Annotated in this window: 19 protein-coding genes, 2 tRNA genes and 1 pseudogene; 8 read left to right on the plus strand and 14 right to left on the minus strand. The window is 73.2% G+C overall.

Translation table 11 applies throughout. The features are described 5' to 3' along the window. Positions 1 to 60: 60 nt before the first annotated feature. Positions 61 to 1,983 (plus strand): Stk1 family PASTA domain-containing Ser/Thr kinase, encoded by a 1,923-nt coding sequence (pknB, locus tag DQ238_RS07290; protein ID WP_113780631.1) that lies wholly within the window; start codon positions 61 to 63, stop codon positions 1,981 to 1,983. A 69-nt stretch (positions 1,984 to 2,052) separates the two neighbouring features. Here the strand turns inward: pknB and DQ238_RS07295 are convergent, their stop codons facing one another. Both DQ238_RS07295 and DQ238_RS07300 read right to left on the minus strand, forming a co-directional pair. Continuing rightward, entirely contained in the window at positions 2,053 to 2,709 is a 657-nt protein-coding gene (locus DQ238_RS07295; RefSeq protein WP_113780632.1) for an aminodeoxychorismate/anthranilate synthase component II, read from the minus strand. A 121-nt stretch (positions 2,710 to 2,830) separates the two neighbouring features. Next, the gene (locus DQ238_RS07300; RefSeq protein ID WP_113780633.1) at positions 2,831 to 3,598 is read right to left on the minus strand and encodes a DUF881 domain-containing protein; all 768 of its coding nucleotides are present in this window, start codon (positions 3,596 to 3,598) and stop codon (positions 2,831 to 2,833) included. Between the two features lie 67 nt (positions 3,599 to 3,665). Here DQ238_RS07300 and crgA point away from each other — a divergent pair, with 67 nt between their 5' ends. Then, positions 3,666 to 3,935: a cell division protein CrgA gene (gene crgA, locus DQ238_RS07305; protein WP_113780634.1), complete on the plus strand. Its 270-nt coding sequence runs from the start codon at positions 3,666 to 3,668 to the stop codon at positions 3,933 to 3,935. Positions 3,936 to 4,385: 450 nt separating this feature from the next. On the opposite strand, the gene DQ238_RS07310 is transcribed toward crgA, so the two are convergent. Next, the gene (locus DQ238_RS07310; RefSeq protein ID WP_113780635.1) at positions 4,386 to 5,549 is read right to left on the minus strand and encodes a thiolase family protein; all 1,164 of its coding nucleotides are present in this window, start codon (positions 5,547 to 5,549) and stop codon (positions 4,386 to 4,388) included. 145 nt (positions 5,550 to 5,694) lie between these two features. Between DQ238_RS07310 and DQ238_RS07315 the strand changes: the two genes are divergently transcribed. After that, positions 5,695 to 6,234 (plus strand): PH domain-containing protein, encoded by a 540-nt coding sequence (locus tag DQ238_RS07315; RefSeq protein WP_113780636.1) that lies wholly within the window; start codon positions 5,695 to 5,697, stop codon positions 6,232 to 6,234. Positions 6,235 to 6,240: 6 nt separating this feature from the next. Here the strand turns inward: DQ238_RS07315 and DQ238_RS07320 are convergent, their stop codons facing one another. After that, complete coding sequence (locus tag DQ238_RS07320; protein WP_113780637.1) at positions 6,241 to 6,996, minus strand: rhomboid family intramembrane serine protease; 756 nt, start codon at positions 6,994 to 6,996, stop codon at positions 6,241 to 6,243. A gap of 149 nt (positions 6,997 to 7,145) precedes the next feature. After that, positions 7,146 to 7,682, minus strand: coding sequence for a peptidylprolyl isomerase (locus tag DQ238_RS07325; protein ID WP_113780758.1), 537 nt, complete (start codon positions 7,680 to 7,682; stop codon positions 7,146 to 7,148). Between the two features lie 724 nt (positions 7,683 to 8,406). Between DQ238_RS07325 and DQ238_RS07330 the strand changes: the two genes are divergently transcribed. From DQ238_RS07330 to DQ238_RS23640, 4 genes and pseudogenes are all read left to right on the plus strand, one after another. Continuing rightward, positions 8,407 to 9,042, plus strand: a complete 636-nt coding sequence (locus tag DQ238_RS07330; protein ID WP_233495807.1) for a dihydrofolate reductase family protein — start codon at positions 8,407 to 8,409, stop codon at positions 9,040 to 9,042. Positions 9,043 to 9,222: 180 nt separating this feature from the next. Beyond that, positions 9,223 to 9,663, plus strand: a complete 441-nt coding sequence (locus DQ238_RS07335; RefSeq protein WP_113780639.1) for a VOC family protein — start codon at positions 9,223 to 9,225, stop codon at positions 9,661 to 9,663. Positions 9,664 to 9,718: 55 nt separating this feature from the next. Then, positions 9,719 to 9,940 carry a hypothetical protein gene (locus DQ238_RS23075; protein WP_199506185.1) on the plus strand — a complete coding sequence of 74 codons (222 nt, stop codon included), beginning with the start codon at positions 9,719 to 9,721 and terminating at the stop codon, positions 9,938 to 9,940. 26 nt (positions 9,941 to 9,966) lie between these two features. Further along, positions 9,967 to 10,589, plus strand: a pseudogene (locus DQ238_RS23640) (SDR family NAD(P)-dependent oxidoreductase). Between the two features lie 61 nt (positions 10,590 to 10,650). Here DQ238_RS23640 and DQ238_RS07345 read toward each other — a convergent pair. From DQ238_RS07345 to gyrB, 7 genes are all read right to left on the minus strand, one after another. Then, positions 10,651 to 11,247 (minus strand): MBL fold metallo-hydrolase, encoded by a 597-nt coding sequence (locus DQ238_RS07345; protein WP_233495789.1) that lies wholly within the window; start codon positions 11,245 to 11,247, stop codon positions 10,651 to 10,653. 371 nt (positions 11,248 to 11,618) lie between these two features. Continuing rightward, positions 11,619 to 11,691, minus strand: a tRNA-Ala gene (locus DQ238_RS07350). 24 nt (positions 11,692 to 11,715) lie between these two features. Continuing rightward, positions 11,716 to 11,853: a DLW-39 family protein gene (locus DQ238_RS23090; protein WP_199506187.1), complete on the minus strand. Its 138-nt coding sequence runs from the start codon at positions 11,851 to 11,853 to the stop codon at positions 11,716 to 11,718. 97 nt (positions 11,854 to 11,950) lie between these two features. Next, positions 11,951 to 12,024, minus strand: a tRNA-Ile gene (locus DQ238_RS07355). 285 nt (positions 12,025 to 12,309) lie between these two features. Continuing rightward, positions 12,310 to 13,035: a DUF3566 domain-containing protein gene (locus DQ238_RS07360; protein WP_113780641.1), complete on the minus strand. Its 726-nt coding sequence runs from the start codon at positions 13,033 to 13,035 to the stop codon at positions 12,310 to 12,312. 171 nt (positions 13,036 to 13,206) lie between these two features. Then, on the minus strand, positions 13,207 to 16,935 hold the full coding sequence (gyrA, locus tag DQ238_RS07365; RefSeq protein ID WP_199506188.1) for an intein-containing DNA gyrase subunit A: 3,729 nt from the start codon (positions 16,933 to 16,935) through the stop codon (positions 13,207 to 13,209). A 117-nt stretch (positions 16,936 to 17,052) separates the two neighbouring features. Further along, positions 17,053 to 19,098: a DNA topoisomerase (ATP-hydrolyzing) subunit B gene (gene gyrB / locus DQ238_RS07370; protein WP_113780642.1), complete on the minus strand. Its 2,046-nt coding sequence runs from the start codon at positions 19,096 to 19,098 to the stop codon at positions 17,053 to 17,055. 342 nt (positions 19,099 to 19,440) lie between these two features. Between gyrB and DQ238_RS07375 the strand changes: the two genes are divergently transcribed. Next, positions 19,441 to 20,964 (plus strand): SDR family oxidoreductase, encoded by a 1,524-nt coding sequence (locus DQ238_RS07375; RefSeq protein WP_113780643.1) that lies wholly within the window; start codon positions 19,441 to 19,443, stop codon positions 20,962 to 20,964. Positions 20,965 to 21,176: 212 nt separating this feature from the next. On the opposite strand, the gene DQ238_RS07380 is transcribed toward DQ238_RS07375, so the two are convergent. Further along, complete coding sequence (locus DQ238_RS07380) at positions 21,177 to 22,955, minus strand: ABC transporter ATP-binding protein (RefSeq protein ID WP_113780644.1); 1,779 nt, start codon at positions 22,953 to 22,955, stop codon at positions 21,177 to 21,179. Positions 22,956 to 22,960: 5 nt separating this feature from the next. Continuing rightward, positions 22,961 to 23,860, minus strand: coding sequence for a hypothetical protein (locus DQ238_RS07385; RefSeq protein ID WP_113780645.1), 900 nt, complete (start codon positions 23,858 to 23,860; stop codon positions 22,961 to 22,963). Positions 23,861 to 23,960: the final 100 nt, after the last annotated feature.

The raw sequence follows: 23,960 nt of genomic DNA on the forward strand, positions 1-23,960 counted from the left end.
CGCTCCGCCGTACCCGCACCCCCCGTGGACGCAGGACCGCACCGCCCGAGAGGACCCCCGATGACCACGCCGCAGGTGCTCGGTCAGCGCTACGAGATCGGCGGGGTGCTCGGCCGCGGCGGCATGGCCGAGGTGCACCGGGGCCGCGACCTGCGGCTGGGCCGCGAGGTGGCGGTCAAGGTGCTGCGCAGCGACCTGGCCCGCGACCCGTCCTTCCAGGTGCGCTTCCGCCGCGAGGCGCAGGCCGCGGCCTCGCTCAACCACCCGGCGATCGTCGCGGTCTACGACACCGGCGAGGACCGCACGGCCACCGGCGCCACCCCCTACATCGTCATGGAGTACGTCGAGGGCGAGACGCTGCGCGACGTGCTCCGCCGCGAGGGCCCGCTCCCGCCGGCCCGGGCGATGAGCCTGGCCGCCGACATCTGCGCCGCGCTGGACTTCAGCCACCGCAACGGCATCGTGCACCGCGACGTGAAACCGGGGAACGTGATGATCACGCCGGACGGCGCGGTCAAGGTCATGGACTTCGGCATCGCCCGGGCGGTCTCGGACTCGGCCGCCACGATGACCTCCACGGCCGCGGTCATCGGCACCGCGCAGTACCTCTCCCCCGAGCAGGCCCGCGGGGAGAGCGTCGACGCCCGCTCCGACGTCTACTCGGTCGGCTGCCTGCTCTACGAGCTGGTCACCGGCGCGCCGCCGTTCACCGGCGACTCCGCGGTCTCGGTCGCCTACCAGCACGTGCGCGAGGACCCGAAGCGCCCGTCGTCGGTCGACCCGGCGATCCCGCCGGAGCTCGACGCCATCCTGCTCAAGGCCCTCGCCAAGAACCCGGCGAACCGGTACCAGTCGGCCGCCGAGATGCGCAACGACCTGCTGCGCGCCCTGGCCGGCCAGCGGGTCGAGGCGACCCCGGTCATGGACGACGCCGAGAAGACGGCGGTCATCGGCGTCCCGCCCGGCGGCTACGACATGGGCGAGGACGACGACGACGCCGCCCGACGGCGCCGGCGCAACCGGGTCGTCGCCGCGGTGGTCGCCGCCCTGCTGCTGGTCGGCGCCGTGGTGACGGCCCTGCTGGTGTCCGGCGGCGACGAGCAGGGCCCCGCGCCGGTCGCCCGGGTCGCCGTGCCCACCCTGGTCGGGCAGCAGCGGGCCGCCGCCGAGGCGGCGCTGGCCGACGCCGGCCTCCAGCTCGGTGAGGTCACCACCCAGACCACGGACGACGACGCCCAGGTGGGCGCCGTCCTGGAGAGCGACCCGGCCGGCGGCGCGCAGGTCGACGAGGGCACCCCCGTCGACCTGGTCGTCGGCGTCGGGCCGGACACGGTCACCGTGCCGCCGGTGGTCAACCTGGCCGAGGACGACGCCCGGACCGCGCTGCAGAACGCCGGCCTCACCGGCCGGGTCACCACCGACCGCGTCGACTCGACCGAGCCCGAGGGGACCGTCGTGGCGGTCGACCCGCGGCAGGGCTCCGACGTGGCCCCCGGCACGGCCGTGACGCTGTCGGTGTCCGACGGTGACGCCCAGGTGCCGAACGTGGTCGGTCAGCAGCAGGCGGCCGCGACGCAGGCGCTGCGCGGTGCGGGCTTCACCAACACCACCGTCGAGCAGGTCGACTCCGACCAGCCCGAGGGCACGGTGCTCGCCCAGGACCCCGCCGCTGGTGCACAGGCCGCCGCCGACGACCAGATCACCCTGCAGGTGTCCGGCGGTCCGGCCGAGCCGACCACGGTCGCCGTCCCGGACGTGGTGGGCCGGACCGAGACGGCGGCGCGGGCGCAGCTGCAGGCCGCCGGGTTCACCGCCGTCACCGTGACCGGGACCCCGGCCGCCGACCCCGGGGACGTCGGCGTGGTGCTCAGCAGCAACCCGCCGGCGGGCAGCCAGGCCGCGGTCACCCAGCCGGTCACGCTGACCGTGGGGGTCGCACCCACCACCACCACGACCCCGACCTCGGCCAGCCCGACCCCCTGATCGGCGCCGGACACGACGACGGGCTCCTCCCCGGTGCGGGGAGGAGCCCGTCGTGGCGTCGGGGCCGTCTCAGGCCGGGGTGGTGACCGTGGTGAGCCGGTGCGCGGCCGCGGCCGCCGCCTCGACGACGGCGGGGTCGGGCGCCAGGCCGCAGCTCGCCAGCCAGGTGGCCAGCATCCGGTGGCCGCCCTCGGTCAGCACCGACTCCGGGTGGAACTGCACGCCCTCGACGGGCAGCTCGCGGTGCCGCAGCGCCATGACGACGCCCGACGGCGTCGAGCCAGTGACCTCCAGCTCGTCGGGCACGGTCGCCCGGTCGACGGCGAGCGAGTGGTAGCGGGTGGCGGTGAACGGCGAGGGCAGCCCGGCCAGGACACCGACGCCGTCGTGCACCACGTGGCTGGTCTTGCCGTGCAGCAGCTCGGGGGCGCGCACCACCGTGGCGCCGAAGGCCTCGGCGATCGCCTGGTGGCCCAGGCACACGCCGAGGACCGGCGTCCCGGCCTCGGCCGCGGCCCGCACCATCGGGACCGTCACCCCCGCCTCGCCCGGCGCCCCCGGGCCGGGGGACAGCAGCACCCCGGCGACGTCCAGGTCGGGCAGCTCGTCGACGGTCACCGCGTCGTTGCGCCGGACGGTGCAGCGCACGCCCAGCTGGCCCAGGTACTGGACCAGGTTGTAGACGAAGCTGTCGAAGTTGTCGACGACGAGGACCGGGCGGCTCACGCTCCCTGTGTACCAGGAGGACCCCGTGCCCCCCACTGCTCGTGGAAGGACCCCGGCCCCCTTGCAGGGTCCCGCCACGAGCTTGCGAGCGGCGGGGGGCAAGGGGGTCCTTGCTGGGGCCTCAGCCGTCAGCAGCTGTGGCGTACTCCATGTCCAGCGGGCCGTCGTAGGCGGGCACGGTCACCTGCGACCGGTCCCGGACGGCGAAACCGAGCCCGTAGTCGTCCACCGCCTGTTGGAACAGCGCCACCTGCGGCGAGGCGGCCAGCTGGGCGCGGATGGCGGCGGCGTCCCCGATAGCGGTCACCACGAACGGCGGGGAGTAGGTGCGGCCCTGCAGCAGCAGCACGTTGCCCACGCACCGGACGGCGCTGGTCGCGATCAGCCGCTGGTCCATGACCGCGACCGCGTCGGCGCCGGCGGCCCACACCGCGTTCACCACCGCCTGCACGTCGGACTGGTGGATGACGACGTCGTCCGGCCGGGCGCCGATCGGCAGCGAGCCGTCGGGCCGGCGGGGGGCGTCGTCCAGGGTGATCTCCACCCCCCGCCCGGACAGCGCCACCAGGCCGGCCGAGAGCACCCCGGCCTCCGTTCGCGCCTGCGCGGCGGCCACGGCGCCGTCCCGCGAGGCCGCCTGGTCGGTGAGGGCCTGCGCCCGGGCCTGCAGCGCGGCCAGCTGCTCCTCCTGCGCGACGAGGACGTCCTGCCGGGCGGCGATCAGCGCGGACAGCTCGGTGACCTCGCCGCCGCGCAGGTCGGTCCCCTGCGCCGTCTGGCTCGAGGTGGCGAACAGCAGCCCGGCCGCGAGCGCCACCACGGGCACCAGCGCGGCCCAGCCGGAGCGACCGCGGGCCCCCCGACGGGTCAGGCTGCGGGCTCCGGCCACGAGGGCAGCTTAGGCTGGGGGCTGGTCACGGCCGGCCGACGGACCGGCCCCGGAGGGAGATCGCACGGTGCCCAAGTCCAAGGTGCGCAAGAAGCCGGTGTACACGCCGCCGCAGGGCACCCTGCAGTCGCGGGGCAGCGCCCGCGCCGCCCGGCCCAGCCCCCGCTGGTACCCGGCCGTCATGGTCACCCTCATGCTGGTGGGCCTGCTGTGGATCGTCGTCTACTACGTGGCCGGCGACCGGATCCCCGTGATGGTCTCGCTGTCGGCGTGGAACTTCGCGATCGGCTTCGGCCTCATGGTGGCCGGCCTGGTCATGTCGATGCGCTGGCGCTGAGGAAGGACCTCCCGCCCCTCGCCGGGCCCCCGTCCCCACCCGGGGACGGGGGCCTCTTGCCGTGACCGGATGTGGACACGGAGCGCTGTGCGCGGACGGCGCTGTGCACAGCCGATCGCCTCGTCCACAGGTCGACACGGCGCTGTTCCCCCAGAGTTGTCCACCGCGTGTGGAGAACGGGTGTTCGACCACGAACTGCTGACCTGCGGGTTCACCCCGCTGCTGCGGATGTGACGGGAAGGGCACCCGGGTAACTACAGACCTGTCAGTCCATCCCCAGCTGTGCACACAGCTGTGGACGAGTCGACACGGCGGTGGACAGCGCACGGTTCCCGGCCCGCTCCGGTACCCGCGCCGCGGTCCGCGACACGCGCGCCGACCACGGCGGATGCGGCAGCCCGGTCGTCGTCCCCAGGACGGTGCCGGCCCCGGTGGGCCTGTGGACCGGCCTCAGGCGTCGACCAGCTCGAGGACCGTCGCGTTGGCCATGCCGCCGCCCTCGCACATCGTCTGCAGGCCGTAGCGGGTCCCGGTGCTCACCATGGTGTGGACCAGCGTCGTCATGATCCGCGCACCCGAGCCGCCCAGCGGGTGGCCCAGCGCGATCGCGCCACCGCGGGGGTTGAGCCGGTCGGGGTCGGCGCCGGTCTCGACCTGCCAGGCCAGCGGCACGGGGGCGAACGCCTCGTTGACCTCGGCCACGCCGATGTCGCCGATCGACAGGCCCGAGCGCTGCAGCACCTTGTGGGTGGCTGGGATGGGAGCGGTCAGCATGACGATCGGGTCGTCGCCGGCCATCACGGTGGTGTGGATGCGCACCAGCGGCCGCAGGCCGAGCTCGCGGGCCCGCTCCGAGGTGGTGACCAGCAGCGCGGCGGACCCGTCGGAGATCTGGCTGGCGTTGCCGGCGCTGATGACGCCGTCGGCCTTGAACGGGGTCTTCAGGGCGGCCAGCGTCTCCAGCGTGCCGCCGGGGCGGATGCCCTCGTCGGCGCGCACCACGGTGCCGTCGGGGGTGGTGACCGGGGTGATCTCGTCGTCGAAGGCGCCGTCGGCCTGGGCCTTGGCCGCCTTCTCGTGGGAGGCGAGGGAGTACTCGTCGAGCCGGGTGCGGGAGAAGCCCCAGCGCTCGGCGATCATCTCCGCGCCGACGCCCTGGTTGGGGAACACGCCGCCGTAGCGCTCGAGGAAGCGCGGGCCCAGCGGCCGGCCGGCGCCGGCGGCCTCGCTGCTGGCCGAGCCCATGGGCACCCGGCTCATCGACTCGACCCCGCCGGCCACCACGACGTCGGCCTGGCCGCTGACCACCGTGGCGGCGGCGAAGGCGACCGCCTGCTGGGAGGAGCCGCACTGCCGGTCGATCGTGGTGCCCGGCACCGACTCCGGCCAGCCCGCGGCCAGCACGGCGTTGCGCCCGATGCAGAAGGTCTGCTCGCCGACCTGGCTCACGCACCCCCAGAAGACGTCGTCGACCACGGCCGGGTCGATGCCCGCCCGCTCGACCAGGGCCTCGAGCACGTGCGCGGAGAGGTCCACGGCGTGCACGCCGGACAACCCCCCGCCTCGCTTGCCCACCGGGGTGCGCACCGCGGCGCAGATGACGGCATCTCGCATGACCACTCCTCGTCGACGTGGGCGGCATTCCCCGCCCCGGCGATGGTAGGACGTCCACGTTCCCGCCCCCCTGGCCCCGTCCGGAGGCTCGCGCCGAGCGTGCGAGGCGTGAGGGGGACGGGATCCTCCTGGGAGGCTGGGCGGTGTGCAGTGGTCGGCGCGCCCGTGGGAGACGGCGGCCCTGGCGGCCGCGGGGGTGGCGCTGGGTCTGGTCGCGGTGCTGCTCGACCCGGTCGGACGGGTCCTCGTCGGCGCGGCCGCCGTTCTGCTGCTGGCGCTCGCCGTGCGCGACCGGGTGCTGCGGCCGCGGTTGTCGGCCGGCCCGGCCGGGGTCGCCGTCCGCACGCTGAGCGGCACGACCCGGCTGGCGTGGCCGCTGCTGCGGGTGGCGGTGCGGGAGACCCGGCACTGGGGCGTGCGGTCCCGGCTGCTGGAGCTGGACACCGCGACCGGCCCGGACGACGACGGCCGGCCCCGTCCAGAGGCTCGCCGCGAGCCCACGGCCCCCTTGCAGGGTCCCGCCGCGAGCTTGCGAGTGGTGGGGGGCAAGGGGGTCCTTCACGAGGAGGACGGGGTCTTTGTACTGCTCGGCCGCCGGGACCTCGGCGCCGACCCCGGCGACGTCGCGCGGGCGCTGCAGGACCTCGCTCCCCGCGGCAGGAGTGGCCACTCCTGCCGGCCCTGAGGGCGGCTAGAGGACGACGATCGTGGGGACGGTCAGCGCGACCACCACCAGACCCGCGCCCAGCAGCATGAGGGCCAGCACCTGCAGCTCGGTGCGGCGCCGGGCCAGCACGACGAGGCCGGTGGCGACGAACCCGGCGAGCAGGCCGCCGAGGTGGCCCAGCAGGGAGACGCCGGGCAGGAAGCTGATGACCACGTTGATGGCCAGCAGGGTGAGCAGGCCGCGCAGGTCCTCCCGGCGGGCCATCATCAGCACCGCCAGGCCGCCGAGCAGGCCGTAGATGGCCGCCGACGCGCCGGCGATGGGCCGGGCCGGCTCCCCGAACAGCTGCAGCGCCACCGCGCCGCCGAGCAGCGAGACCAGGTAGACGGCGAGATAGCGCCACCGGCCCAGCTGGCGTTCCAGCTCGGAGCCGAAGACCAGCAGGGCGAGCATGTTGAGCGCCAGGTGCACCAACCCGATGTGCAGGAACGCCGCGGTGACCAGCCGCCAGTCCTCGCCGAGCTCGACGAGGACCGGGATCTGGGCGAGCCGGGCGAACAGCGGCGAGAACTGGTTGTCCAGCGGGTTGGCCCCGGCCAGCCCGGCGGAGACCGCGGTCGCGACGAACACCGCGACGTTGAGGCCGATGAGGGTGACGGTGACCGCGCCGAAGCGCCGGCCCGCGCGCCGCAGCAGGGGCGCCTGGCGGGGATGGCGGACGCTCGCCTGGCCCTCCCGGACGCACTCGGGGCACTGGAAGCCCACCGAGGCCGGGGTCATGCACTCAGGGCAGATCGGCCGCCCGCAGCGGGTGCAGGCGATGCGGGTGGGCCGGTCGGGGTGCCGGTAGCAGTAGAAGGACCCCGTCCTCCCCACCCCTCGCTCGCTCGGGGCGGGCCCCTGGACGGGGCCGTCGTCCGGGCTGGTGGTCAGCTGCGCTGCACCTCGACCGACTCCAGGACGACGTCCTCCACCGGACGGTCGCCGCGGGCGGTGCGCACCTTGGCGATGCGGTCGACGACGTCCCGGCTGGCCTGGTCGGCGACCTCGCCGAAGATGGTGTGCTTGCCGGTCAGCCAGGTGGTCGGCGCGACGGTGATGAAGAACTGCGAGCCGTTCGTGCCAGGCCCGGCGTTGGCCATGGCCAGCAGGTAGGGCTTGGTGAACGCCAGCTCGGGGTGGATCTCGTCGCCGAACTGGTAGCCCGGCCCGCCGGTGCCCTGCCCCAGCGGGTCTCCGCCCTGGATCATGAAGCCGTCGATGATGCGGTGGAAGACGGTGCCGTCGTAGAGGCGGTCGGTGGTCTTCTCGCGGGTCTGCGGATGGGTCCACTCCCGGCGGCCCTCGGCCAGGTCGGCGAAGTTCGCGACCGTCTTGGGCGCGTGGTCGGGGAACAGGTCGACGACGATGTCCCCGTGGTTGGTGTGCAGGACGGCGCGCCGTGCGGGCGGGGTCTGTTCGGTCACGACGTCCACTCTCCCACCCCGGCGCCGAGCGGATGGTGGGGAGGCATGGTGAGATCACCTCGGCGGTGCCGTGATTGTGCTCGGACCTCGGCGGGTTCACCGTCGGTCATGCCCTGGTCGTCGACGGCGCCAGACCGTCGGAGGTTGACGGCGGCGGGCACCTTCTCCCCGATCTCGGTGACCAGGCCGTCGAGGAGGAACGCAGGTCGAACAGCCTGTCGAGGGGGCGGAGACGAGGGGAATCGACCCCCCAACCCCCGCCTTGCAACATCGATCTCCGGGTGGTTCGGCACGGTGGGCTGTGACTGAGAACCCGTCCTGAGCGGCACTTTCACCGTTGGTCGCTGTCGGGCGGTGTCGGCCGTTCCTGGCCGTCTTGCGGACCATCTGCGGACTGAGCACGCCTCAGCCGGTGCACGGGGAGGCGGCACCCGCCCCCATCCCCGCGGGAGCCTCTCCGAATGCGCCGGCCGCCGGAAGGGCGCTGCGCGTAGCGGGAGGCCGATGACCACCCCCGAAGACGGGCCGCTCGCGCTGCAGGCCGAACCTGCTACGGGCAGCGTCGACACCCAGGCCGACCTACCACTGCGTGTCCGACAGGGGATCGGTCACCGGGCGCCTCGTCACGGGGGACTTCCGTGGATCGCGATGACTCCGGTCGTGCGGCGAGGTCCAACACATCGAACGACCGCACCTGACGAGGGAGGAGCAAGCAGTGACGCAGATGGTCCGAGTGCACAACTTCATGGTGTCCAGCGACGGCTACGCAGCCGGTGAGGGACAGAGCCTCGAACGCCCGTTCGGCCACGCCGACCCCACACAGCTCTCCTCCTGGGCCGGCGCAACCGCCAGCTGGCCCACTCGCACCGATTCAGGGGGCAGCCGCGGTCTGGACGACTACCTGGTCCGAGACTTCCACCGCAACATCGGCGCCGAGATCATGGGCCGCAACAAGTTCGGCCCGCAACGCGGGCCCTGGACCGACCACGAGTGGCAAGGCTGGTGGGGTCAGCAGCCGCCGTTCCACACCCCGGTCTTCGTCATGACCCACCACGAGAGGTCCTCCTTCACCCTGTCCGACACGACCTTCCACTTCGTCGGCGGCGACCCCGCCACGGTGCTACAACGCGCATTCGAAGCCGCCGAGGGCAAGGACGTCCGACTGGGCGGTGGAGCCAACACCATCCGACAGTTCCTCGACGCCGACCTCGTCGACACCCTGCACGTCGCCGTCGCCCCCGTGGAACTCGACGCCGGGTCTCGGCTGTGGAACTCACCCGAAGAGCTTCTCGACCGGTACCACCGTGACGTCGTGCCCAGCCCCAGCGGCGTGGTCCACCACCTGTTCTGGCGACGCTGACACAGCCGCGGGTTCCGATGAAGCGAACGGCGACCGGCACGACGTCCCGTGGCGCGACTGGCACGGGGATCAACCAGCGGCGCACCACCGTCCGCCGGCCCGCAGCCCAGTAGCAGTCGAGCCATCCGCCGTGCGGTCCCCCGAGCCGGACGGACACGACGAGAACTGGAGACTGCACCCATGTCACACGTGCGACGCTTCGACCACGTCGGCATCACCGTCGCGGACCTCGACAGGGTGACGGCGTTCTTCGTCGGGCTGGGTCTCGAGGTCGAGGGCCGGATGCTCATGGAGGGCGAGTTCGTGGACACGGTCATCGGCATTCCCGACTCCCGCAGCGAGATCGTCATGCTGCGGCCGCCCGATGGAGGCACCGGTGTGGAGCTGGCGAGCTTCGTCCGGCCCGACCACGAGCCTGGGTCTCCCGCCGCGATGGCCAACGAACTGGGGCTGCGCAACGTGGCGTTCGAGGTGAACGACCTCCAGGCGGCCGTCGACCGGCTGGCCTCGGACGGGTACGGCCTGGTCGGCGGCGTGGGTCAGTACGAGCACGTCTGGCGCATGGCGTACGTGCGCGGACCGGAGGGGATCATCGTGTCCCTGGCCGAGCGGATCGGTTGACGCCGCGGTCGGCGAGCCCGACCACGTCCGGCGGCTGGACACCCGCTCGGCGGGCGTGTCCCGGATGCCGAACAACGATCGGCACGGTGTCCCGTACGACGACCGGCCATCGGCGCGCGGGCTCGGCTACGGTGATCTTGTCGAGGAGGTGCGGGTGGGCCGGTCCTACGTGGTGACGGGCGGGGGCCGCGGCGTTGGCCGCGCCGTCGTCGAGCGGTTGCTCGCCGACGGCGGCAGCGTCGTCGTCATCGAACTGGACCCGGCTGCGCTCGGGTGATCGAGCGACACGATGCTGGCCGGCGGGTGGTCGGGGTCGTCGGCAGCGCGGCCGACTCGGACGTGGCCGAGAAGGCCGCCGACCGGGCTGAGGAGCTGGGCCGGCTCGCAGGTTGGGTCAACAACGCCGCAGTGTTCCGCGACGCGGCGCTTGATACTGCGTCGGCGTCGGACGTGCTCGACCTCATCACGCTCAACCTGGCGCCTGCGGTGATCGGCTGCGCTACGGCGGTCCGCCGGTTCCTAGCCGCGGGAATCGGTGGAGCGATCGTCAACGTCTCAAGCCACCAGGCGCAGCGAGCGGTCGCGGCGCCCTGCCCTACGCCGTCGCCAAGGCTGCGACAGAGGGCCTCACCCGCGCAGCCGCGGTCGACCACGGTGCTGCGGGTATCCGGGTGAATGCGGTGGCGCTCGGCTCGATCCGTACGGAGCGGTACGACGCCTACCTCGCCGAGCAGAGCCCGCGCGATGCCGCCCGCGTCGAGGAGCTGATGGTACAGATGCACCCCCTTGGCCGCGTCGGACGCGCCGAGGAGGTCGCTGACGCCGTCGTCTACCTGCTCTCGGATGCAGCCAGCTTCATCACCGGCGCAATCCTCCCCATCGATGGCGGCCGAGCCGCCCGAGGACCCGATCCAGAAGAGGCCTGACCGCTCCACGAGTGTCCTGCAGACGGATCGTCTACCGGGCGGTCTGTCTCGCTCCCTCGGATCAGACTTGCTGGTCACTCCGAGGCCGCCACGGCTCGTGCTCGTGCGAGAGCCAGACCAGCTCGGGGTCGAGCGCGCGCACCAGCCGCTGGCCTTCGGTGCGCGGCTCGTCGAGCTCGCCGGAGAAGACCGCCATGTCGCCGCCGACGACGACCGGACGCCCGCCCGTCTCGACGACGACGACCTGCGAGCCTCGCGTGTGTCCTGGTGCCGGGACGAGCCGGAGCCCCGGCAGCAACTCGAGCTCGCCGTCGACGGGTACGTACTGCACGCCGGGCGCCTCGACCCACTCGCGGATCGTGTAGTCGTCCTCGCTGCGCGCGTCGTCGAGCTCCCGGCGCTGGACGTAGGTCGGCCTGCCGGTGAAGAGGTGGTTGCCGCCGCAGTGGTCGAAGTGCAGGTGCGTGTTGATGACGACGTCGATGCCGGCCACGTCGAAGTCGGCCTGCGTGCTCAGTGGAACCAGGCGGGGATCGAGGTCGGCTACCGCCGGGTGCAGCTCCGTCAAGCCGGTGTCGACGAGCACGCGCGCGTCGGGATGGTCGATGACGTGCACACAGACCGGCATCCGCTCGCCCTCGGCGAGCAACTCGGCCACGAGGACCGGCGTGATGGTCGGCGGCGAGATCCCGCTTCCCGCTCCCTCCCCCTCCGGGGGTCGTGGATCATGCATCGCGGACAGCTCGTGCAGTTGCCTCGCATCCGGCGCGGTCGCCGTGTCCGATGGTCACGAACGTGGCCATGGTTCCTCGTTCCCCTGGTGTTCGTGCGCCGCTGGGCGCGGCTGCCAGCACTACGACGTCGTAGCTGCACAGAAGTCATCGGTCGGGCAGGGCCCAGCGTCATGGACGACTTGCCACAGACAACCCATGAGATGACACGTACGGCGATGTGCAGCCCTCAACGCCCAACCCTCGGGGGACCCCCGCGCAAACGGGAAAACCGCTGTTCAGCGCAATGCTGACCGAGTGGAGACGAGGGGAATCGAACCCCTAACCCCCGCCTTGCAAAGGCGGTGCTCTGCCAATTGAGCTACGTCCCCGGGCGGGGCGAGCGCCCCGAGCGGTCAGCGGGCGCCGGGCGTGCTCACCGAGCCGCTGGTCGCCTCGTGCCACAGGTCGGCCTCGGCCTTGCCCGCCGAGCGCTTGCGGACGAGGGCGAGAGCGCCGGCGGCAGCCGCCGCGAGCGCCAGTCTCCTGAGCACGTGGTGTACCTCCTCGCGGGGGTGTCCCCTCCCGGAGGAGGGGCCGGAACCGCCCGAGGAGGGCGGTCGGACGGCGCCGGTGACGCCGGGACACGAGTGGGCCTGGGAGGACTTGAACCTCCGGCCTCATCCTTATCAGGGATGCGCTCTAACCGTCTGAGCTACAGGCCCGTGGACCTCGACCAGCGTACCCGACGGCACCGGCGGCCCCGACGGGGTGGCCCCGTCCCGGGGCGGCTCCCTCCCGGGTCCCGCCCCGAGCCTGCGAGGGGTGGAACAAGGACCCCCTTGCCCCCCACCGAAAAAGGACCCCCTGCCCCCCACCGCTCGCAAGCTCGCGCCAGGCCCCCTCCCGGGCACCGCCCCGAGCTTGCGAGGGGTGGGCAGGAGGGGGTCCTTCTACCTGCAAGGGGGCCGGGGTCCTTCACCGAGGGGCGAGGAGGACGGGGTCCTCTCTCAGTCCCGCTCGGAGAGGGTGACCTCCAGGCCGCCGACCAGGTCGGAGCACATGTTGTAGATGAACGCCGCGGCGGTGCACAGCGCGGTCAGCAGCACGATGTTGATGGCGCCGATGACCGCGGCTCCGCCGAAGACGATGCCCGGGGTGATGACCTCGCTGCCGCCGTCGCCGCCCGAGGCGGTGCCCAGTTGGCCGAACAGGTCGTTGAGGGTCTCGAAGACGCCGAGGCCGGACAGCACGCCGTAGAGGACGCCGACGGCGACCATCCAGATGAAGAACAGCGCGATGGACAGCACCAGGGAGATCTTCAGCGCCGAGAAGGTGTCGATGTGCCGCAGCTGCAGCCGGGCGCGGCGCGGCCCCCGGGCGGTCTTCTGCTTGCCGCCGGCCGCCCCGGGGGCCGGGGTGTCCGGCTGCGCCGGGACCACCTGCGCCGCGTCGGTCTGGGCGGGAGCCGGCTGGACCGGCACGGTCTGCGTCGCGGTGGCCTGTGCCGGCGCGTCCTCGGCCACGGCCACCCGTGCGGCCGGAGCGCCGGAGGCGGGGGCGGTCTCCTCGGCTGCCCTGGCCGCCTGGGCCCGCGGGGTGCTCGCGCCGGGGATGGACTGGGTCGCCCCCACCGGCACCGTGCCCCCGGGCTGCTGGGCGGTCGCCGTCCCCTGCGCCGAGGTGTCCCCGGGTCGGGCCCCGGTGCGCACCGAACCCTGCGTCCGGTCGCTCATGCGAGTCTCCCGTTCCCCAGCGGCCCTCGCCGCTGCCTCGCACCCGGGACACCCGACACGCGGCCGGGGGCGCCCGGGCGCCGGTCAGATCCGTGCTGGCTCGGACGGAGGAGGCGCTGCGCCGGTCCTCGGGGGCACGGCCGCCCCGCCTCCTCCGTCATCCTCCCCAGCCTAGGCGGAGGGCTCGTCGTTGTCCGTCGTCCGCGCGATCGCCACGATCGCCACGTCGTCGGGCAAGTTCATGAGCTTGACACCCATGGTGGCGCGGTCCTTGTTGTGCCGGACGCCGTTGACCGGGGTGCGGATGACCCCGCCACCGGAGGTGATGGCGTACAGCTCGTCGCCGAGCCGGACGGCCAGCGCACCGACCAGGTTGCCCTTGCGCGCTTTGGGGTCGGCGGTGAGCACGCCCTTGCCGCCCCGGCCCTGCGGTGGGTAGTTCTCGATGCCGGTGCGCTTGGCGTAGCCGCGCTCGGTGGCGACCAGGACGTCGACGCCCTCCTCCACGACGATCATCGACAGCAGCTGGTCGTCGGAGGACAGCGAGATGCCGCGGACCCCCTCGGTGGCCCGGCCCATCGGCCGCAGCGTGGCGTCGTCGGCCTGGAACCGGATCGACATCGCCTTGCGGGTGACCAGCAGCAGGTCCTGCTCGGGGTCGATCAGCGCCGCCCCGACCAGCTCGTCGCCGTCGCGCAGGTTGATCGCGATGAGCCCGCCGCTGCGCGGGGAGTCGAAGTCGACCAGCCGGGTCTTCTTCACCTGCCCGTTGGCGGTGGCGAGCACCAGGTACGGGGCGACCGAGTAGTCCTTGATCTGCATGACCTGGGCGATCCGCTCGTCGGGCTGGAACGCCAGGATGTTGGCCACGTGCGCGCCGCGGGCGGTGCGGTTGGCCTCGGGCAGCTCGTAGGCCTTGGCCCGGTAGACCCGGCCCTTGTTGGTGAAGAACAGGATCCAGTCGTGGGTGGAGCCGACGAAGAAGTGGTCGACGATGTCGTCCTGCTTGAGCGTCGCGCCCATGACGCCCTTGCCGCCGCGCCGCTGCGACCGGTAGAGGTCGCTCTTGGTGCGCTTGGCGTAGCCGGTGCGGGTGATGGTGACGACGACCTCCTCCTCGGCGATGAGGTCCTCCATGGAGACGTCGCCATCGTTGACCACGAACTTGGTGCGCCGCTCGTCGCCGTACCGCTCCACGATCTCGGCGAGCTCGTCGCGGATGATCTGCCGCTGCCGCTCGGGCGAGTCGAGGATCGCCTGCAGGTCGGCGATGCGGGCCTCGAGCTCGGCCAGCTCGTCGAGGATGCGCTGGCGCTCGAGGGCGGCCAGCCGGCGCAGCTGCATGTCCAGGATCGCCGTCGCCTGGATCTCGTCGATCTCCAGCAGCTCCATCAGGCCGCTGCGCGCCGCGTCGGCGGACTCGCTGGAGCGGATGAGGGCGATGACCGCGTCGAGCTGGTCGAGGGCCTTGGCCAGCCCGCGCAGGATGTGCGCGCGCTCCTCGGCCTTGCGCAGCCGGTAGCGGGTCCGCCGCTGGATGACCTCGACCTGGTGGGCGACGTAGTGGCGGACCAGCTCGTCGAGGCGCAGCGTGCGCGGGACGCCGTCGACGATGGAGAGCATGTTGCAGCCGAACGTCGTCTGCATCTGGGTGTGCTTGTAGAGGTTGTTCAGCACGACCTTGGCGACGGCGTCCCGGCGCAGGGTGATGACCAGCCGGCGGCCGACCCGGTCGGACGACTCGTCGGCGATCTCGCTGATCCCCTGCAGCCGGCCGTCGCGGACCGCGTCGGCGATCGCCTCGGCCAGGTTGTCCGGGTTGACCTGGTAGGGCAGCTCGGTGACGACCAGCTGCACCCGGCCCCGGGTGTCCTCCTCGACGGTGACCACGGCGCGCATGCGCACCGCGCCGCGGCCGGTGCGGTAGGCCTCCTCGATGCCCTCGCGGCCGACGATCAGGCCGGCGGTCGGGAAGTCCGGGCCCGGGATGCGCTGCATGCAGGCGGTGAGCGCCTCCTCCGGCTCGGCGTCCGGGTGCTCGAGCATCCAGAACACCGCCTCGGCGACCTCGCGGAGGTTGTGCGGCGGCATGTTGGTGGCCATGCCGACGGCGATGCCGGCCGAGCCGTTGATCAGCAGGTTGGGGATGCGCCCCGGCAGGACCAGCGGCTCGGAGTTCTTGCCGTCGTAGTTGGGCTGGAAGTCGACGGTCTCCTCGTCGATGTTCGCCAGCATCTCCATGGCCAGCGGGGTCAACCGTGACTCCGTGTTGTGGCTGACGAATCCGTTGGTGATGAAGGCGTGGTCGTCGGTCTCGACCTTGAGCGAGTAGACCGGTGCCTCACCGGCGTCCTCGATCGAGGCGACCTCGGCGTAGTGGAACCGGCCGTCAACCAGCGGCGCGACGACCTCGAGCGCCTCCGCGTTGGTGATCCGGGCCTCGATGAGGTCGCGGTCGCGCTCCCAGCGCTCGATGCGGTCGACGTTGTGCCGGCGCAGCCAGTCGCGCTCGGTCCACCGCTCGGCACCGGTCAGCCGCAGGAAGTCGGCGACGAACGGGACGTGGTCGGTCGACATGGCGGTGCTGGTGGCCGGCACCTGCGCGAGCTCGGCCTCGAGCTTGGCCTGCTTGCGGCCCCAGAAGCCGACGCGGGTGGCGAACAGCCTGGCGTCCCGGCGGTTGCCGACGACCACCTTGATCTCGCCGTTGCCGTACCGACAGAGCTTGCTGACGACGCCGAACTCCAGCAGCAGCTGCTGCACCTCGCGGGCCAGCCGGTCGCTGCGGGTCGAGTAGCTGACCTGGATGGTGCTGCGCGGCAGCAGGGACGACGAGCCGTCACCCTCGAACAGCGCCTGCAGGAACAGCCGGCGCGTGCCCGTGGTGGAGTGCCAGACGACGTGCGGCACGTGCTTGGCGGCGCTGCGCTGACCGACCATGAGGCCGAGGTCGGTCTCCCTGAGGGCGCTCAGGTCCTGGACATCCAGCTCGTGCAGCGTGCTGCCGGAGGCGATGACCCGCGACGACACGTACCGCCGTCCGCCGACGTACCGGTCGTAGGCGGCGACGACGGCGTCGAAGAAGTCGCGATCGAGGTTGTTGAAGCCGGCCCGGTTCGCCGAGACGAAGCCCTCGCTGACGAAGGCGCCCGCGAGCAACGCGAGGTCCTCGTCGCTCGCCGCCGGGATGCCCTCGTCCTCGCGGGCCACCCGCTGGAGGACGACGCGGTCGCCGGGGCGGATCTCGTCGAGGGTCTTCCACAGCAGAGTGGGCACGCCCAGCACGCTGACCAGACAGAGCAGCGGGTGGTTGCCGGTGCCGGTGACGGAGTAGCCGCCGGTGGTGGTCAGCCGCTTCACCGGGTGGGTGCCGGAGTGGAACACCGTGCTGGCCAGCACCGGGTCGCCGTTGCGGTCGAGCACCTTGAGCCCGAGCTCGCGCTCGCTGTTGGGCGCCATGCCGTCGGCCAGCTCGGCCAACGTGACGGTGCTGTCGACGGTGCGCACGAGGGCGTCACCGGTCAAGCAGTACCTCATCGCGGCCGCGGGGTCATTGCCCGGGGAGCCGAAGTTGCCCTGGCCGTCGATGAGCGGGTAACGCATCGACCAGGGCTGGGCCAGCCGCACGAGGGCGTCGTAGATCGCGCCGTCACCGTGCGGGTGGTAGTTGCCCATGACCTCGCCGACGACGCGGGCGCACTTGACGTACCCGCGGTCGGGGCGGAAGCCCTGGTCGTACATGGCATAGAGCACCCGGCGGTGCACCGGCTTGAGGCCGTCGCGCACCTCTGGCAGGGCGCGGCCGACGATCACGCTCATCGCGTAGTCGATGTAGCTGCGCTGCATCTCCTGCTGGAGGTCGACCGGCTCGATCCGGTCGCGGGCAGGGGTCTCGGTCACGGTTCAGGTCTCCACGGTTCAGTGCATACGGAGTGGATGTCGATTCGGGCCGACGGCGGCCCCCTTGCAGGGGCCCGCTGCGAGCCTGCGAGCAGTGGGGGGCAAGGGGGTCCTTGTTCAGACGTCGAGGAAGCGGACGTCCTTGGCGTTGCGGGTGATGAAGCTGCGCCGGGCCTCGACGTCCTCGCCCATGAGCACGCTGAACAGCTCGTCGGCGGTGGCGGCGTCCTCGAGGGTGACCTGCAGCAGGATGCGCGTCTCCGGGTTCATCGTGGTCTCCCACAGCTCGGTCGCGTTCATCTCGCCGAGGCCCTTGAACCGCTGGATGGCGTCGTCCTTGGGCAGCCTGCGGCCGGCCTCGACGCCGGCCTTGATGACGGCGTCGCGCTCCTTGTCGGAGTACACGTACTCGTCGCCGTGCTTGCCGCCCCACTTGATCTTGTACAGCGGGGGCTGGGCCAGGTACACGTGCCCGGCCTCGACCAGCGGCCGCATGAAGCGGAACAGCAGGGTCAGCAGCAGGGTGCGGATGTGCTGGCCGTCGACGTCGGCGTCGGCCATCAGCACGATCTTGTGGTAGCGCAGCTTCGACAGGTCGAACTCGTCGTGGATGCCGGTGCCGAACGCGGTGATCATCGACTGGACCTCGGTGTTCTTCAGCACCCGGTCGATGCGCGCCTTCTCCACGTTGATGATCTTGCCGCGGATCGGCAGGATCGCCTGGAACATCGAGTCGCGGCCGGACTTCGCCGAGCCGCCGGCCGAGTCGCCCTCGACGATGTAGATCTCCGAGGCGCGCGGGTCGGTGGAGCGGCAGTCGGCCAGCTTGCCGGGCAGGCCGGTCGAGTTCAGCGGGTTCTTGCGGGCCAGCTGGCGGGCCTGCTGGGCGGCGCGGCGGGCACGCGCGGCCGAGGAGGCCTTGGTGATGATCTGCTTGGCCTCGGTCGGGTTGGCCTCGAACCAGTGCGCCAGCTGGTCGTTGCAGACCCGCTGCACGAAGCCCTTGACCTCGGTGTTGCCCAGCTTGGTCTTGGTCTGCCCCTCGAACTGCGGGTCGCCGATCTTCACCGAGACGATCGCGGCCAGGCCCTCGCGGATGTCCTCGCCGGTGAGCTTGTCGTCCTTGCCCTTGAGCAGCTTCTTGTCCTCCGCGTAGCGGTTGACGATCGACGTCAGCGCCGCGCGGAAGCCCTCCTCGTGGGTGCCGCCCTCGTGGGTGTTGATGGTGTTGGCGAAGGTGTGCACCGACTCGGAGTAAGCCTCCGACCACTGCATGGCGATGTCGACCGACATGGCCATGTCGTTGCGGCCGGTGCCGTCGGCGGAGAACCCGATGACCGAGCGGTGGATCGGGCTCTTGGTCCGGTTGAGGTAGGCCACGTAGTCCTTGAGGCCGCCCTCGTAGAAGTAGGTGATCTCGGTCGGCTCGAGGGCGGGCTGCTCCTCGTCCGGGGCGGGTGCCTCCTCGGCCAGCGAGACCTCCTCGGCCATGCCGGTCTCGGCCTTGCCGTGGCCGGGCCGCTCGTCGCGCAGGACGATCTTGAGGCCCCTGTTCAGGAAGGCCATCTCCTGCAGCCGGCGGCTGATCGTGTCGAACGAGTAGGTCGTCGTCTCGAAGATCCCCGGGTCGGCCCAGAAGGTGATCTGGGTGCCGCGCTTCTTCGTCGGGCCGACCTTCTCCAGCGGGCCGGGCTCGGCCTCGGTGTAGCGCTGGTGCCACTCGACGCCGTCACGCCAGATGCGCACGTCGAGGGCGGTGGACAGCGCGTTGACGACGGTGACGCCGACGCCGTGCAGACCGCCGGAGACGGCGTAGCTCTTGCCGTCGAACTTGCCGCCGGCGTGCAGGATGGTCATGACCACCTCGACGGTGGGCCGCTTCTCCACCGGGTGGGTGTCGACCGGGATACCGCGGCCGTTGTCCTCCACCCGCACGCCGCCGTCGGCCAGCAGGGTGACCCGGACGGCGTCGCAGTGGCCGGCGAGGGCCTCGTCGACGGAGTTGTCGACCACCTCCCACACCATGTGGTGCAGACCCCGCTCACCGGTCGAGCCGATGTACATGCCGGGGCGCTTGCGGACCGCCTCGAGACCCTCGAGGACGGTGATGGAGCTGCCGGAGTAGGCGTCCGGCAGGGTGTCGGTCTTCGGTCGCGCGACCACGTGGGGCCCTTCTGTCGCGCACCCGGCGCACGGCGCCCCGACGACGGGCAGGGGCGCGGAACGCACACCCTCTCACGAGGGGCGCAGGACGACGCCGTGCCACAGGGGCGCAGAACGACGCTGAGCCGGATGCTGGCGGTTTCTGTCTCCCAGGATACCGGGTGGTACGACAAGAACGCCGTCGTCCCGGCCCTCACGTCGTGTCTGCGCCACTGGGAGCGCGTCTGCCACCCCGGGTGCTGCCCCCCAGGTCGACACGCCGTCCCTGCGGCCGCTGGCGGCCGGTCGGCGGAGCACCCCGGCCGGGGCGCTGGGCGGGCGTCGGCGGCGGACACTCGGGACATGGCCGAGACCGACGGCACGACCCCCAGGACCTGCCTCGTGACCGGAGCCACCGGGTACGTCGGCGGCCGGCTGGTCCCCGAGCTGCTCGCCGCCGGGCACCGGGTGCGGGTGATGACCCGCTCCCCCGAGCGGCTGCGCGACCACCCGTGGGCCGGGCAGGTCGAGATCACCCGGGCCGACGCCGGCGACGCGGAGGCGGTCGCGGCGGCCTGCGCCGGGGCCGACGTCGTCTACTACCTGGTCCACGCCCTCGGCACGGGCCCCGAGTTCGAGGAGACCGACCGGCGCACCGCGCGGGTGGTGGCCCGCGTCGCGCGCGAGGCCGGCGTCGGGCGGCTGGTGTACCTGGGCGGCCTGGAGCCGGAGGGCGAGGAGCTCTCCCCGCACCTGCGCTCGCGCGCCGAGGTGGCGCGGATCCTGCTGGGCTCCGGTGTCCCGACCGTCGTCCTGCGGGCGGCGGTGGTGCTGGGCTCGGGGTCGGCGTCGTTCGAGATGCTGCGCCACCTGACCGAGCGGCTGCCGGTGATGGTCACCCCACGCTGGGTGCACAGCCGCATCCAGCCGATCGCCATCCGCGACGTGCTGCGCTACCTGGTCGGCTGCGCGACGCTCCCGGCGGAGGTGCACCGCTCCTTCGACATCGGCGGCCCCGACGTCATGACCTACCTGGACATGATGCAGCGCTTCGCGGCGGTGGCCGGGCTGTCGAGGCGGCGGATCCTGCCGGTGCCGGTGCTCAGCCCCGCGCTGTCGAGCCACTGGGTCGGGCTGGTCACGCCGGTGCCGGCCGGTATCGCCCGCCCGCTGGTCGAGTCGCTGCGCAACACCGTCGTCTGCGCCGAGCACGACATCGCGCGCCACGTCCCGGACCCGCCGGAGGGGCTGCTCGGCTTCGACGACGCCGTCCGGCTGGCCATCCAGCGGGTCAAGGACGCCGCAGTGGCGACCCGCTGGTCGTCGGCGTCGGTCCCCGGTGCGCCGTCCGACCCGCTGCCCACCGACCCCGACTGGGCCGGCGGCAGCCTCTACGTCGACGAGCGCGCCGGGGTGAGCGACGCGTCGCCCGCGGCGCTGTGGCGGGTGGTCGAGGGGATCGGCGGGGAGTCCGGCTGGTACTCCTTCCCGCTGGCCTGGGAGGTGCGCGGCTGGCTGGACCGGGCGGTCGGCGGGGTGGGGCTGCGGCGGGGACGGCGCTCCCCGCACGACCTCTACGTCGGCGAGGCGCTCGACTTCTGGCGGGTGGAGGAGCTCGACGAGGGCCGGCTGCTGCGGCTGCGCGCCGAGATGCGGGTGCCCGGCCTGGCGTGGCTGGAGTTCCACGTGGAACCGGACGACGGCCGGACCCGGCTGCGGCAGAAGGCCACCTTCCGCCCGCACGGGTTGTTCGGGCACCTGTACTGGTGGGTGCTCGTGCCGTTCCACGGGGTCGTGTTCGGGGGCATGGTGCGCAACATCTGCCGCGCGGCGGAGGAGGGGACGACGGTCACCGGCGAGCCGCGGTCCGGGGCCACCGCCGCCTGAGGAAGGGCCCCCCTGCCCCCCACCGGAGAAGGACCCCGTCCTGCCCACCCCTCGCAGGCGCGGGCCGGACCCGGGACGGGGTCGGCGGCACCGTCCGTCGACGATCAGCTGAGCTCACCGCACCGCGTCCTGGCTCACCGTGGCGCCACCGGGCTCACCGTCGACGGTGAGCTCGGACGCGGCACGACCAGCTGAGCTGATCCTGCGCGGCGTCAGACCAGCAGCTGCGCCGCGGCGAGTTCGCGGTAGAGCGGGCTGGTCGCCACCAGCTCCGCGTGGGTGCCGCGGCCGACCACCCGGCCGGCGTCCAGGACGACGATCTGGTCGCTGTCGAGCACGGTGGACAGCCGGTGCGCGACCACCAGCAGCGCCCGGTCGGCGGTCGCGGCGGCGAGGGTGTCGCGCAGCAACGCCTCGTTGCGGGCGTCGAGGCTGGCGGTCGGCTCGTCGAGCAGCAGCAGCGCCGGGCGGGCCAGCAGCGACCGGGCGATCGCCAGCCGCTGCCGCTCCCCGCCGGAGAGCAGCACGCCGTCGTCACCGACCGGGACGTCGAGCCCGCGCGGTGAGCGCTGCACCACCTCGGTGAGGCCGACGGCGGCCAGCACCGCCCACAGCTCGGGGTCGGTCGCGGACGGCGCAGCCAGCAGCAGGTTGTCGCGGACCGAGCCGGCGAGCACCGGCGCCTCCTGCTCGACGTAGCCCAGTCGGGCGCGCAGGCCGGCCCGCGGCAGATCGCGGACGTCGGTGCCGGCCCACCGGATCGCCCCGCCGGTGAGCGGGTAGAAGCCCTCGACCAGCGCGAGCACCGTCGACTTGCCCGCCCCGGACGGCCCGACCAGCGCCACCCGGCTGCCGGCCGGCACGCTCAGCGACACCCCGTCGAGGACCCGAGCGCCGTCCGGGTAGGCGAACGTGACGTCGTCGAGCTCCAGCAGCGGGGTCCCGGCGGGAGGGGTGGCCGGCACGGGGAGGACCGGGCCGCCCCGTTCGGGCCGGGCGTCGTCCTCCGGCGGCAGCGCCAGCACCTCCTGGATGCGGGCCAGCGCGCCCAGCCCGGTCTGCAGCTGGGTCCACGCACCGATCGCCTGGCCCAGCGGCATGACCAGCAGGAACAGGTACAGGATGAAGGCGACCAGGTCGGCGACGGCGATCGACCCGGTCGCCACCCGGTACCCGCCGAGGCCGAGGACGGCGAGGAACGCGCCCTGGACGGCGATCGAACCGGCGGGGGAGACCATGGCCTCCAGCCGAGCCACCCGCACCCCGGCCGCGTACGCGCGCCGGGCGCTCGCCCCCACGACGTCGACCTCCCGCGCGGTCGCGCCGCTGGCCCGGATGGTGCGCACCGCCGACAGCGCCCGCTCCACCGCGGCGCTCATCGTGCCGACCTCCTCCTGGGCCTGCCGGGACAGCCTGCGCACCCCGCGGGACACCGACACCACCACGGTCAGCCCGACGGTGACCGACAGCACCGTGACCAGCAGCAGCCAGCCGTCCACCAGCGCCATCGCCACCAGCGCACCGACGCCGACGACGGCGGAGCCGGCGATCTCGACGACGCCGGAGGTCACCGTCGCCCGCAGCATGGTGGTGTCCGCGCCCACCCGGGACATCAGGTCCCCGGTGCGGCGCCGGTCGTACTCGGCGACCGGCAGCCGCAGCAGCCGGTCGGCGACCCTCCGGCGGGTGGAGAGCACGACGCCCTCCGCGGTGCGCTGCAGCAGGTACTGCTGCACCGCGCCCAGCGCCGACGCCGCGACCAGGACGACGAGGAGGGTGAGCACCGCCGGCAGCAGCGCCCGCCCGGCGCCGACCGCCTCGATCACCCGGGCGACCAGCGCCGGCTGGGCCAGGGAGCCGGCGGCCGCGACGAGCGAGAGCGCGGCCGCGGCCAGCAGCGGCCGGCGGTGCGGACGCAGCAGCGGGAGCAGCTCGCGCAGCCCCGCTGCCGGCGCGACGGCCTCGGGTCGTCCCCCCGCGGGAGCGCTCACCGGGATCAGGAGACGACGGCGAGGGCGCCGACGACGGCGGTCAGCAGCCGGGCGTGGTGCTCGAGGAGCTCCGGGCGGTGGCCGTCGGGACGGATCGCCGCGACGAAGCCGCCCGCCCAGCCGCCGTGCCCGGTCGTCGTCCAGAACTCGTCGCCGTCGTCGGTGCCCAGCAGCAGCGCGCGCACCGTGGCGTCCTCCACCAGCCGCCGGGTGGCCGGCGAGTCCTCCGCGGCCAGCAGCACCCAGCGGGCGTCGAAGGCCGGGTCGCCGCTGGGCACCTGCACCAGCCCGCCGGTCCGGTGCTTCCAGAACCGGGCCGGCGACAGCCGCAGCGTCGGTACGGAGCCGAGCACCGGAGCGGCGGTGATCGCGTACTCGGGGACGGCGTAGCGCCCCGACGCGTAGAGGACGTCGAAGGCGACCAGCTCCAGCGCCCCGTAGCGGCCGCGCACCACCCCGGCCGGGCGGTGGTCCTTCGTCGCGCGGACCGGCGCGGTGCGCACCAGCTCGGCCAGGACGGCGTCCTCCGGGGCGGTGCCGTCGGAGGCCGTCCAGCCGTGCTGCACCGCCCAGCCCTGCACGCCGACGGGGTCGCCCTGGTAGGCGAAGACCCGCTCCACCTCGCCGGGGGTGCGCGGGCGCCGCCCCCCGAGGAGGCCGCCGCGGGCCGGCCGCTCCTCCGCGGTCTGCGGCTGGTCGACCGGGCGGTCCGGGGAGGCCGGCGGGAGGTCCCAGCCGGGGGGCTGCCAGGCGGTGCTGCCCTCCCCCGGCCGGTCCGGACCGCCCGGGCGGTCCCCCGTCGGCCGCTCGGCGGGGGAGTCCCCGCCGAGGTGGGCCGGCTCCCGCCAGCCGCTGCCCTCGTCGGCGCGGTCGTCGAAGCCGTCGCGGTCGCGCGGGCTGCTCATCGCTGCCTCGTTCCCGTGTGCGTCGTCCTCACGTGCACGGTCCTCACGTGCACCGTCCTCATGTGCACCGTCCCCATGTGCACGGTCCTCATGTGCACCG

The organism is Geodermatophilus sp. TF02-6, from assembly GCF_003319115.1.
Lineage (GTDB): Bacteria > Actinomycetota > Actinomycetes > Mycobacteriales > Geodermatophilaceae > Geodermatophilus.